Genomic DNA, 12,676 nt, shown 5'->3' on the forward strand with positions numbered 1-12,676 from the left:
TTTCAAAACGGTTTTTATGCTTTAATTTTTACAAAGAATTTTCAAAAAAAAGCTAATATTATCTACGGATTATTAACTTTGCAACAAAGCATCAAAATGAGTATAATTAAACTTCACGATAAATACTTTAAAAAGTATATTTCTCAAGAAAAGATAAACAATTCTATTCAAGATTTAGTAGATCAAGTTTATAAAGATCATAAAAATGAAACACCTCTTTTTATAGGTATTTTAAACGGATCTTTTATGTTTATGGCTGATTTTGTACGCCAATACAAAGGTAACTGTGAAGTATCCTTTGTTAAACTAGCATCATATCAAGGCACCAATTCTACAGGAAATATTAAACAATTAGTTGGAATTAATGAAAATTTAGAAGGTAGAACGGTTGTTATTCTTGAAGATATTATTGATACAGGAAATACACTTGAAGAATTATATAAAATATTTAATACCAAAAAATTAAAACATCTTAGAATTGCTACATTATTTTTTAAACCAGATGTTTTTAAAAAAGATTTACCAATAAATTATATTGGAATTCCTATCCCCGATAAATTTATTGTAGGATACGGTTTAGATTATGATGGACTAGGTAGAAATTTGCCAAGTATATACCAGCTAACAAAAAGCCCTAGTATGAAAAACATTGTTCTTTTTGGCCCTCCAGGTGCTGGAAAAGGAACACAAGCTGAATTGTTAAAATCAAAATATGGTTTAATTCATATTTCAACTGGAGATGTTTTTAGATACAATATTAAAAATAATACACAATTAGGAAAACTAGCTAAATCTTATATGGATGATGGGAATTTAGTTCCAGACGAAGTTACCATACACATGCTAGAAGAAAAAGTTAACGAAACTCCAAATGCAAAAGGATTTATTTTTGATGGATTTCCAAGAACAACATCACAAGCTGAAGCACTAGATAAATTCCTTTTAGATAAAGGCGAAACAATTAGTGGAATGGTTGCTTTAGAAGTTCCTGAAGATGAATTAGTTCATCGTATTCTAGAGCGCGGTAAAACAAGTGGCAGACCAGATGATCAAAACGAGCCGAAAATACGTCACAGATTTAATGAATATCATGCCAAAACTGAAATATTAAAAGATTTCTATCTAATACAACATAAATATTACGGCATTAACGGTGTTGGTACAATTGAAGAAATTACCGAACGTCTTTGTAACGTAATTGATAAACTATAATTAATGACAGAAGGAAATTTTGTAGACTATATCAAAATTTTTGCAAGTAGCGGAAAAGGTGGTGGTGGATCTGCGCATTTACACAGAGAAAAATACATTACCAAAGGTGGTCCTGATGGTGGTGATGGTGGTCGTGGTGGTCACATTATTGTTAGAGGGAATAAAAATATGTGGACGCTTTATCCTTTAAAATTCAATAAGCACTTTAGAGCAGAGCATGGTGGTCATGGAGGCAAACAACGCAGCTCTGGAAAAGATGGTGAAGATGTATATATTGATGTTCCATTAGGAACTATTATAAGAGATGGTGAAACACAAGAAATACTTTTTGAAATAACTTCGGATAACAAGGAACAAATTTTGCTAGAAGGTGGTATGGGAGGACTTGGTAACTGGAATTTTAGATCTGCTACTAATCAAACTCCAAGATATGCTCAACCTGGTATTGATGGTAAAGAAGGTTGGTTTCAGTTAGAATTAAAAGTTTTAGCCGATGTTGGTTTGGTTGGCTTTCCAAATGCAGGCAAATCAACCTTATTATCCGTACTTACATCTGCAAAACCTAAAATTGCGGATTATGCTTTTACTACTTTAAAACCTAATTTGGGTATTGTTGAATATAGAGATTTTCAAACATTTGTAATTGCAGATATTCCCGGAATTATTGAGGGTGCAGCTGAAGGAAAAGGTTTAGGACATCGATTTTTAAGACATATTGAAAGGAATTCAACCTTATTATTTTTAATTCCTTCGGATTCAGACGATATCAATAATGAATACAACATATTATTGAATGAGTTAAAAAAACATAATCCAGAATTATTAGATAAAGAACGATTATTAGCTATATCAAAATCGGATTTATTAGACGAAGAATTAAAAGAGGAACTAAAAAAAGAATTACCTAAAAATATTAAAACTTTGTTTATTTCTTCTGTTGCAAACCAAGGTTTAACAGAACTTAAGGATACTCTTTGGAAAATGCTAAATGAATAATTAATTCTTTAAAATTATAGGTAACGTAAATTCTGTTGTAACAGGCATATTTCTTTTAATTGCTGGTGATAATACAGGTAATTTTAATAAACTTACTTTTAACAAGCTATCAAATTCAGGCAATAATTCTTTTGTTTTATCAGATATTTTAATACTTGATAAACTTGTTTTTCCTAATGCATTTATTTTTAATTTAACAAATACTGTATCATTTATTAGTTGATTAGTGCTTAACGAATACTTTTTTAAGGCAGCATAAATGTATTGAGACATTTGTAACTGAAAGCATATTTGTTGCTTTTTTCTTGACGGAATATCTTTACAAACAGGAAATAAAGGATAAGCATCTACCCTATTAAAATCTACAACTGTATCAATTTTTGGTATAGCTGACTTTCTATCAGCTTCGTTAAAATAAGAGCACGATATTGTTAGTGCCGAGCAGAAAATTATTGCTAATACTTTTTTCAACATAATTTTTGATTTCCACAAGTGAAAATACAATATTTTCTGTTAGTCAACAATTTCACCCTCAATAAAATATTGTTTTTTTATTTCTTTAATTCTATTAACAACATACTCTGTTATCTCTTTATCTTTATTCTTAAATTGATTAAAATAATTTTGATACAGCTTTAAAGCTATTTTTTTATTTTTATAAAAGACATCTGAAACTATTGCCCATTGAAATAAAGCTTTATAATTATCTCTATTATTTTTATAGGAATCCTCAAATAAACGCAATGCCAATTTCAAATTGTTTTCTTCTCTTGCAATTACTCCAGATAAAAAATATTGTTTGTCTAAATCACCTTTTCCATACATAATGGATTGAAACAAATAAATTTTTGCCAATTTTGGTTTTTTCTGTTCATAATACAATGTTCCTAATCTATATAAAATTTTAGGATTAGTTCTATCTAGTTTTAATGCCTTTTTATAGTATTCTTCTGCTAAATTATACTCTTTTAAATTATAGTAGCACATACCAACCATTTGATAAGTATTTACCGATTCAAAACCAAGACTATCTAAACGATTGAGAAAATTAAGGGACTTTTTAAATTCTTTCGAATAATACAATTCTGTTGCTTTTAACTGAATAAAGTTTACGTTTGTACTATCAATTTTTAACCCCTTGTCAATAAATAACATGGTTGAATCTTTATAATTCAATGTTTTAAAAAATTTAGCAAGTTCATAAATACTTTTAAAGTGAAGTGTATCCAAATCATAAGCATCCAAATAACTTTGCCCCATAGCTAAATTTTTATGCTGTTTAGCCAATGATTTTGCTAGTTGATAAGGATAATTGGGATTTAATGAATCTTTTTTCTTTAAAAATCTATAAATTTTCTCAGCTTTTTTTGGTTGATTTTTCATTAAATACAGTTTTCCCAAACTATTATCTACCAATAAATTAGATGAATCTTTTTTTATAATTTTCTCGAAAATTAAAATTGCATCTGAAATTAACCCTGCTGACTTGTATGCATTTCCTAACTTTACTTTTATTTTTGAATCCTCTTGAATAAGTAAAGCTTTTTTATAATATTCAATGGCTTTATTATAGTTACCAATTGTTTCGTAAATATTAGCTGTTTTATTATACAATTCAATTGTTTTGGGCTGTTGTTTATCTAATAAAACTAAAGCTTTTTTATAATTTCCTTGAAGTAATAAATTATCTACAAAAGTAAAAACCGAAGATTGTGCTTCGGTTTTTAATACTGTTATTAGCAATAATAATGTAATTAAAATCTCTCTCATAACATTTTTTTAATCTACTTTAAAAGCTATAGGTAAACTATATTTTACGCTAACATTTTTTCCATCTTGCATACCCGGAATCATTTTTGGAATTAACTTTATAACTCGTATGGCCTCTTCTTGTAATTTTTTATGTGGAGCTCTAGCATGTATATTTTTAATTTGTCCTTCTTTATCTATGCTAAACATCACAAAAACTCGTTTTACACCTGACGATAATTTTAAATTTTTAGCCATATCGGCATTAAAGTTTTCACTAACAAATTGGGTAATATTTTCTTGTAAACATTTTCTCAAAACTGTTTGGTCCCCTTTACAACCAGGGTAAACTGGAACTTCATCTATTTCTGAAAAAGGAAATTCACTACTTTTGCTATTATTCTTTTTTCCTTTCTCTAAATATAAAACTCTCTCTCCATTTGGTTTAATAATAATTTGCATTGGGTATTTGTCTGATTTATTTTTTTTTCTCCATTGATCAAATAAAACCTTTTCATTCTTTGTCAAATCTTCATATTGCACAATTTTACCTTCAGGTTTATTTCCAACATATATTTTACTTATTGATTCTCCTTCTAATTCACCAATAATTGAGTTTTCATTTTGATTTTGTCCAAATTGTATTTGAGTTTTATTTTTTAATTTATCACTAACCATAATAGCTATTGGCAAACTATATTTTATATTTACAACTTTACCTTTAAATTCACCTGGGATCATTTTTGGAAGTGATTTAATAGCTCGTATAGCTTCTTCTTGTAATTTTTTATGCGGAGCCCTTGCTCTAACATTTGTAATTTGTCCTTCTTTATTTATAGTAAAAATTACAAAAACTCTTTTTATACCAGGCTCTAAATTTAAATTATTTGTAATTTCAGAATTAAACTTCTTATTCACATGTATAGAGATTTTTTCTTGTAAACACTTTTTCAATTCTGATTCAGTTCCTTCACAACCTGGATAAATAGGAACTTTATCAACTATAGCAAAAGGAATGGTATCAAAAAGAATGATATTTTTAGGGTTAATTGTATCCAAATATTGAAAATCATTATTTATTGATGTTTCAATAGATTTATCTTGAAATGAGCTAAAAATTAACATAGTAAATAGCAACGGTGCTATTAATAAATATTTTAATTGTTTAATTTTTTGTGATTTGTTTTTTGTAATCATAGCTATTCTTTTTTTAATTAAGGATTGTTTATAAAATTGATTTATAAATGTGATATTTTCTACATTAAAAGTTTCTGAAAGAAGTTTATTAAAATACGTTTTAGCATTTGTTTGTTTTATTATTTCATCATCGGAAAGGTATTCATGCAAAGCAGTAATCCGCTGTTGAAATAAATAAATTATTGGGTTAAACCATTGCACTATTTTTAGGATTTCAAATAGTAACAAATCAATAGTATGCTTTTGCTTACAATGAATTAGTTCGTGTTGAATAATTTGTAAATCATTGTTTTTTAATAATTTTTCATTAATAAAAATATAATTGAAGAATGAAAAAGCTGATTCTTTATCTGTTAAAATAACCAAAGAATACCAATCTTGCTTAATAACTTTATTAGTTATTATTAATCTAATTATTTTAGCTAATTTTAGTAAAAACAGAATTGTAAAGACAATAACTCCTATCCAAAAAATAATTAAAACATAATCAGCTTTAAAAGTATCGTTAGATGTTTGCCCAATAACAACTTGTTGATTTATAATTACTTCAGGCAAAGAAATTAGATATTCTTTTGGTACCGTTTTTTGAATACTTTCTAGTTTTAATAAAGGAACTATTAGTGCTAATATTGGTGTTAGCAATAAGTATAGCCGATTCCATTTAAAAAATGTTTCTTTCTTCAAAAAGAAATCATATACAGCTAAAAATAATATTTGAAATAAAATGACTTGGAGTATATAATTTATCATTTCTTCGTTTTTTTATCGTTTATAACTTTCATAATTACATCTAACTCTTTCAAATCAATATCATTTTTATTCACAAAAAAAGACACCATACTTTTAAAAGATCCCCCAAAATAACCATCCACAATTTTTTGTAAGCTTTTGTTGCTATATTCCGATTTTGGTAACAACGGATAATAAATATAACCTCTCCCCTTAACCTTATGACCAACAACATTTTTATTTTCTAAAATTCTAATAATAGTAGAAACTGTATTATAAGCAGGTTTTGGCTTGGGAAGTTGATCAATAATTTCTTTAACTGATGCTTCTTTTAAATCCCATAAAACTTGCATAAATTGCTCTTCAGCTTTTGTTAATTGAATATCCATTTTTTAACTAATTTATTAGTTCAATAAAACAAATATAACTAATATTTTAGTTTAAACTAATTTTTTAGTTAATTATTTTAAAAAAGCTTTATGTTTTGCTAATTATAAAACAGAAACTTATATTTACTTATGGATATATTTTTATTAATTATTGGATTTATAGTAGTGCTATTAGGTATTATTGGTTCTTTTTTACCTGTACTACCGGGCCCATTAACCAGTTGGCTTGGGTTGTTAATACTCCATTTTACAAAACCTGTACCTATAAATTATACTTTTTTAGGGATCACATTAGCTATTGCCTTTATTATTTGGCTTATAGATTATTTTATACCAGCTATAGGCACAAAAAAATTTGGAGGAACTCGTTATGGCGTTATTGGAACCATGGTAGGGTTAGTTTTTGGAATGTTATTTTTAGGTCCATTTGGAATTATTATTGGTCCTTTTGTTGGTGCATTTTTAGGAGAAATGATAAAAGAAAGTAACTCTGGTAAAGCTTTAAAAGCTGCTTTTGGATCTTTTATAGGCTTTTTAACTTCAACCTTTTTAAAGTTTATAACTGCAGTAATTTTTATGGGATTTTATATCGCTATCTTTTGGAAATATAAAGATGCTTTTTTTAGTTTTTAAATCAAATCCAAAAAAAAAGCGTCCCGGTTTTTCGGGAAGCTTTCCATCGGTTTTAAAAAACCATTGACGATATAATCGTCAAACAACACAACTAATCTGCTTTGAAAGCAGACAACGAAGGTACAAAAAAATTATATATATAAAATATAAATACTACTTTTTGTTTATAAATTACTTATTTTTTTAAATTGATTGTATCTTTGCACACTTCAAAATAAGAGTAATTTAAAAACAGGTAGAATGCAATTAACCGCACTTGAAATAATTAGAAGAGAATCTCTTCAGAAATTACGAGAATTAGGAATTAATCCTTATCCCGCAAAAGAATTTAAAACAACCGCTACTATTGATGAAATTCTTACCAATTTCAAGAAGTTTGAAGGTAACGAAGTTATTTTGGCTGGTAGAATGATGAGTAGAAGAGTAATGGGAAAAGCTTCCTTTGCAGAATTAAAAGATGCTAGCGGAAGAATGCAAATTTATATTAATAGAGATGAACTTTGCGAAACCGATGATAAAACCATGTACAATTCCGTATTTAAAAAGTTATTAGATATGGGAGATATAATTGGTATAAAAGGTGAAGTTTTTAAAACTAAAGTGGGAGAAATATCTGTTAACCTTAAAGAATTAACACTTTTATCCAAAAGTTTACGTCCGCTACCAGTTGTTAAAACCGATGCTGAAGGTAATATTCATGATGCTTTTTCGGATGCAGAACAAAGATATAGACAACGTTATGTAGATTTAATTGTAAATGATCATGTAAAAGAAACTTTTATTAAACGTACTAAAATAACAAACTCTATCCGTGAGTTTTTTAACAGTCGTGGTTATTTAGAAGTTGAAACGCCAATTCTTCAACCAATTCCAGGTGGAGCAGCAGCTAAACCTTTTATAACTCATCACAATGCCTTAGATATTCCTTTATACTTAAGAATCGCAAATGAGTTATATTTAAAACGATTAATTGTTGGTGGTTTTGACGCTGTTTATGAATTTTCAAAAGATTTTAGAAATGAAGGGATGGATAGAACCCATAATCCTGAATTTACAGTTATGGAATTATACGTTGCGTATAAAGACTACAATTGGATGATGAAGATGACAGAAGATTTATTAGAAAAAGTTGCTAAAGATTCTAATGGAACTACCGAAGTTCAAATTGGAGAAAACAAAGTAAGTTTTAAAGCTCCATATCCTAGAGTACCTATTTTAGAAGCGATTAAAACTCATACAGGTTATGATGTTTCTGGAATGAATGAAACAGAACTAAGAGAAGTTTGTGAAAAAGTAGGAATTGAGGTAGATGAAACTATGGGAATTGGCAAGATGATTGATGAATTGTTTGGTGAAAAATGTGAACACACTTACATTCAACCAACATTTATTACTGATTATCCAAAAGAAATGAGTCCGCTTACAAAAGAGCACCGAAGCAATCCGGCTTTAACAGAGCGATTTGAGCTTATGGTTAATGGGAAAGAATTAGCAAATGCATATTCCGAATTAAATGATCCAATTGATCAAAAGGAACGTTTTGAAGAACAATTAAAACTTTCAGAAAAAGGTGATGATGAAGCAATGTTTATTGATCAAGATTTTATACGAGCTTTAGAATACGGAATGCCACCAACATCAGGAATTGGGATAGGAATTGATAGACTCGTAATGTTTATGACCAACAGTAGTTCTATACAAGATGTTTTGTTCTTTCCGCAAATGAAACCAGAGAAAAAAACTCCAACATTGGTTTTAAATGATGAAGAAAAGAATTTATTAAAAATTCTAGAAAACAACTCTCCTATTCTATTAAATGAACTAAAAACCCAAAGTGGTTTAAGCAATAAAAAATGGGATAAAACCATAAAAGGATTAACAAAAAATAACCTTGCAAAAGTTAATAATACCGATGATGGTTTATTTGTGGAGATAATATAAAAAACTCAACATAGTAAATATAAAAAAAGAACTACTTAATTGTAGTTCTTTTTTTTATCCTTAAAATTAAGTAACTTGTGTAATTAATTTACCTCTTTAATTTAAATTATTGGTTATGTTATTTTTAAAACAAATTTTCGGGATAAAAAAAATTGCAATTCTAAGCGCATCTATATTTTTAACTATAAATGCTTTAGCTGAAAACAATATTAATAACAATTCCCAACAAGATAGTTTAAAATTTATAGTTTATAAGGGAAAGGTAATTAATAGCGATACTAGAAAACCATTAGCTTTAGCTACTCTTTCAATCAATAACACCAATATAAGCACTGTAACAAATATTCAAGGAAAATATCGATTAAAAGTTCCTGAAAAATTTAAAAACAACCAAATAACTGTTTCATTTTTAGGATATACAAGTGAAATTATCAGTCTAAATGACCTAAAGAAAAACAATGCAGTTATTAAACTAGAAACTTATATTGAAGAACTTTCTGAGGTAAAAATAAACGTTAAAGATGCTAGTACTTTGGTAGCCGAAGTACTTCGAAAAAAAGGAGATAATTATGCTGATTTTTTAAGTAATATGACCGCTTTCTATAGAGAAACTATAAAAAAAAGAAGAACCTATGTTTCTTTATCAGAAGCAGTAATTGGCATAAATAAACAATCTTATACTAATAGTAGAAATGATATTTTAAAGCTATATAAAGCTCGTAAAAGTGTTGACTATTCCAAACTAGACACAGTAGTATTTAAATTAAAAGGCGGCCCTTTTAGCAATATATATATTGATATTATAAAGAACCATAACTCGTTTTTTGAAAATGACATGTTTGCTTTATATAATTTCACCTTTGATACATCTACTAAAATTGATAATAGACCTGTATATGTGGTAAATTTTAAACAAAAACCAAATATTAAATCACCTTTATATTATGGTAAGCTGTATATTGATGCACATTCATTAGCTCTAATTTCTGCCAAATTTCATTTAAATTTAGAGGATAAAGTTAAATCAAGTAGATTATTTATTGTCAAAAAACCAAGAAACGCAAAAGTTTATCCAATTGAAACATCCTACCTAGTAAACTATAGAGAAAAAAATGACAAATGGTATTTTGGATATAGTAGAATTGAATTAGGATTTAAAATTAATTGGGATAAAAAATGGTTTAATACAATTTACCGAACAACCAGTGAGTTAGCAATTACTGATTGGCATAAAAATACAACTAATAAATATATTAAACCAAGAGAAAGATTACGATCTTCCGTAATTATGAGTGAAAAAGCTTCAGGTTTTAGCGACCCTAACTTTTGGGGAGCTTATAATGTTATAGAGCCAGAAAAATCTATTGAATCTGCTATTAAAAAAATAAAAAAACAGTTAAAAAACTTAAATTAACACCCTCAAAATTACATAAATAGATAATTTTCACTATTTTAGCATTTCAGTTTAGCTTTAAACCCCTATTATTATGGCTAATAACTTTATTAATCCCCCAAAAATACTAATACTTCTTTTTACAAGTTGTTTTTGTATTGTGCTACATGCGCAAACAACAATTCATAGTGCAGATTTTGAAACAGGACTTGATGGATGGACGCAAAGTTCAAGTGATGATATAGATTGGACGAGAAATTTATTAACAACACCTAGTAGTAATACTGGGCCTTCTAGTGCAGCAAGTAATAATTATTACTTGTATACAGAAGCAAGCTCTAATTCTAATAATACCGCAATTTTAGAAAGTCCTTCATTTACTTTAAACGGTTCAAGTCCATTATTCACTTTTTATTACCATATGTATGGAGCAGATATGGGAAGTTTATATGTTGAAATAAGTACAGACGGAGGTGTAACTTACCCAACAACACTTTGGTCTAATACAGGTCAAGTTCAAACAAGCAGTTTAGATTCTTGGCTTCCTGCAAACATAGATTTAAGTACTTACTCTGGACAAACAATAAAAATTAGATTTAGAGGTGTTGTAGGAAATGGATATCGTAGTGATATGGCAATAGATAATATTTCACTTACTCTATACCCATATACATCCCAAGAAATAAATATTACTGGAAACAGTATCAATATTGCATCTGGAGATATATCGCCTTCTCCATTAGATGATACTGATTATGGAACAACAAATGTAGGGGTACCTGTTTCGCATACTTTTACTATTAGTAATTTGGGACCAGCTACCTTAAATTTAACAGGAACACCTATTGTTTCAGGCACAGGGAGTTCTGATTTCTCCATCACACAACCATCCGCTAGCAGTATAATTAGTGGTGGAGCTGATTTAACATTTACCGTTACATTTACCCCATCTGCAATTGGTACTGCTCAGTTTGATATTTCAATACCAAGTAATGACACAGATGAAAGTATCTATACTTTTAGCATTTTAGCTAATGCAGAACAAAACTTTTTTGAAAGCGATGGAGATGGTGTTTTTGATAATGTTGATATAGACGATGATAACGATGGCATTAAAGATTCTGATGAAGAATTAAATTGTAGGAAATCATCCGTAGCAGGAGTTGCCAACTATAAATATTTGAACGAAACTTTTGGAGCGGGAACTAACAGAGTTCAAATTAACACAACATACCCTGCAACAACTACGTATTGTTGGGAAGATGGCATATATGGATCTAGCTGTTCTTCTGATATTGAAACTAATGTGAATGATGGAGAATATACCGTTTACAATAATGCTCAGGACGGAACATCTTGGGCCCCTGCTCAATGGTGGTTAGGAGGAGACCATACAGGGGATACTAATGGACGAATGGCCATATTTAATGCAACTTATGACCCAGGAATTTTTTATACAGCAACTATAAAAGGAGCTTTACCAAATGTACCTATTACGTATAGTTTTTGGGTATTAAATTTAATCAGAACTGATGGAACTCCAGGTCAGCTAAAACCTAATATAAGGGTTGAGTTCAGAGACGCTTCAAATAATGTATTGACAAATACAGCAACAGGTTTACCTGCTGTAATAACAACAGGAGATATTCCTGAATCTATTACTGGTGATAGTAGTAGTTGGCATCAATTTACAGCTGATTTAAGTTTAGATGTGAATGAATTTTATGTTTATTTCATTAATAACAACCCAGGAGGTATGGGTAATGACCTTGCCTTAGACGATATAGTAATTTCTCAGACTTTATGTGACACGGATAGTGATGGTGTTGCGGATACTTTCGATTTAGATAGTGATAATGATGGCATACCAGATGTAGTAGAAAGCGGAAATTTAGATAAAATTGTTGGGTATGATGGATCAGATAAAATTAATCTTGGATTTCCAGATAGCAATGGTAATGGCATGAATGATGCTTCAGAAACAGTTTCTCCAATAGATAGTGATGGTGATGGCGTACCAAATTATATAGATTTAGATAGTGATAATGATGGTATTTTTGACGTGGATGAATCCGGAGTAGTTAGCACAAGTGCTCCAGCAGGCACTCAAAATGGAGATGGAGATATCAATGGCGATGGAACAGGAGACGGTTCTGACACCGATGCATATAGAGAAACGGATATTAATTCTGATGGTATATTAGAATATTTCACTGATGGTATATTAGACAAGTATGATTATTTTGATGGCAGTACATTTGCAGGTTCTTATGGTAATGTTAGCCAAGGTACGGGGCCTTTATATGTAAAAGATACGGATAATGATGGTATTCCAGATTATATAGACGTTACCTCTAATGGAACAACATTTGATATTGCAGGCACGTTGTATTCTAATACAAATCAAACCCTTGCAGGATTACCTGTTTTAGATGCA

The 12,676-nt window shown here is 29.1% G+C and carries 10 protein-coding genes; 6 read left to right on the forward strand and 4 right to left on the reverse strand.

Annotation, left to right across the window (positions count from 1 at the left end; translation table 11 throughout):
- Positions 1-96: 96 nt before the first annotated feature.
- Together R3342_RS12285 and obgE are read left to right on the forward strand one after the other, a co-directional pair.
- A complete protein-coding gene (locus R3342_RS12285; RefSeq protein WP_318940629.1) occupies positions 97-1,212 on the forward strand; it encodes an adenylate kinase in 1,116 nt (371 codons plus the stop codon).
- Between the two features lie 3 nt (positions 1,213-1,215).
- Positions 1,216-2,208 (forward strand): GTPase ObgE, encoded by a 993-nt coding sequence (obgE, locus tag R3342_RS12290; protein ID WP_318940630.1) that lies wholly within the window; start codon positions 1,216-1,218, stop codon positions 2,206-2,208.
- Here the strand turns inward: obgE and R3342_RS12295 are convergent, their stop codons facing one another.
- Genes R3342_RS12295 through R3342_RS12310 form a run of 4 tightly spaced genes read right to left on the reverse strand, consistent with a single transcriptional unit; the run spans position 2,209 to position 6,272 of the window.
- Positions 2,209-2,682, reverse strand: coding sequence for a hypothetical protein (locus R3342_RS12295; RefSeq protein ID WP_318940632.1), 474 nt, complete (start codon positions 2,680-2,682; stop codon positions 2,209-2,211).
- Positions 2,683-2,721: 39 nt separating this feature from the next.
- The gene (locus R3342_RS12300) at positions 2,722-3,978 is read right to left on the reverse strand and encodes a tetratricopeptide repeat protein (RefSeq protein ID WP_318940634.1); all 1,257 of its coding nucleotides are present in this window, start codon (positions 3,976-3,978) and stop codon (positions 2,722-2,724) included.
- A gap of 9 nt (positions 3,979-3,987) precedes the next feature.
- Entirely contained in the window at positions 3,988-5,904 is a 1,917-nt protein-coding gene (locus tag R3342_RS12305; RefSeq protein ID WP_318940635.1) for a M56 family metallopeptidase, read from the reverse strand.
- Positions 5,901-6,272 (reverse strand): BlaI/MecI/CopY family transcriptional regulator, encoded by a 372-nt coding sequence (locus tag R3342_RS12310; protein WP_318940637.1) that lies wholly within the window; start codon positions 6,270-6,272, stop codon positions 5,901-5,903. The genes R3342_RS12305 and R3342_RS12310 overlap by 4 nt, the downstream gene beginning before the upstream one ends.
- Positions 6,273-6,401: 129 nt before the next feature.
- Between R3342_RS12310 and R3342_RS12315 the strand changes: the two genes are divergently transcribed.
- From R3342_RS12315 to R3342_RS12330, 4 genes are all read left to right on the forward strand, one after another.
- Positions 6,402-6,905: a DUF456 domain-containing protein gene (locus R3342_RS12315; protein ID WP_318940639.1), complete on the forward strand. Its 504-nt coding sequence runs from the start codon at positions 6,402-6,404 to the stop codon at positions 6,903-6,905.
- Between the two features lie 240 nt (positions 6,906-7,145).
- Positions 7,146-8,846, forward strand: coding sequence for a lysine--tRNA ligase (lysS, locus tag R3342_RS12320; RefSeq protein ID WP_318940641.1), 1,701 nt, complete (start codon positions 7,146-7,148; stop codon positions 8,844-8,846).
- Between the two features lie 115 nt (positions 8,847-8,961).
- Entirely contained in the window at positions 8,962-10,260 is a 1,299-nt protein-coding gene (locus tag R3342_RS12325; protein WP_318940643.1) for a carboxypeptidase-like regulatory domain-containing protein, read from the forward strand.
- Between the two features lie 73 nt (positions 10,261-10,333).
- On the forward strand, positions 10,334-12,676 hold a 2,343-nt coding region (locus tag R3342_RS12330; protein WP_318940645.1), incomplete at its 3' end, for a choice-of-anchor D domain-containing protein.

This window comes from Lutibacter sp. (genome assembly GCF_033723435.1).
GTDB lineage: Bacteria > Bacteroidota > Bacteroidia > Flavobacteriales > Flavobacteriaceae > Lutibacter.

What these genes read in the sequence shown, in the direction of transcription:
- R3342_RS12285 (WP_318940629.1), top strand. Translation starts at nt 97, where the DNA reads ATGAGTATAATTAAACTTCACGATAAATACTTTAAAAAGTATATTTCT.
- obgE (WP_318940630.1), top strand. Translation starts at nt 1,216, where the DNA reads ATGACAGAAGGAAATTTTGTAGACTATATCAAAATTTTTGCAAGTAGC.
- R3342_RS12295 (WP_318940632.1), bottom strand. Translation starts at nt 2,682, where the DNA reads ATGTTGAAAAAAGTATTAGCAATAATTTTCTGCTCGGCACTAACAATA.
- R3342_RS12300 (WP_318940634.1), bottom strand. Translation starts at nt 3,978, where the DNA reads ATGAGAGAGATTTTAATTACATTATTATTGCTAATAACAGTATTAAAA.
- R3342_RS12305 (WP_318940635.1), bottom strand. Translation starts at nt 5,904, where the DNA reads ATGATAAATTATATACTCCAAGTCATTTTATTTCAAATATTATTTTTA.
- R3342_RS12310 (WP_318940637.1), bottom strand. Translation starts at nt 6,272, where the DNA reads ATGGATATTCAATTAACAAAAGCTGAAGAGCAATTTATGCAAGTTTTA.
- R3342_RS12315 (WP_318940639.1), top strand. Translation starts at nt 6,402, where the DNA reads ATGGATATATTTTTATTAATTATTGGATTTATAGTAGTGCTATTAGGT.
- lysS (WP_318940641.1), top strand. Translation starts at nt 7,146, where the DNA reads ATGCAATTAACCGCACTTGAAATAATTAGAAGAGAATCTCTTCAGAAA.
- R3342_RS12325 (WP_318940643.1), top strand. Translation starts at nt 8,962, where the DNA reads ATGTTATTTTTAAAACAAATTTTCGGGATAAAAAAAATTGCAATTCTA.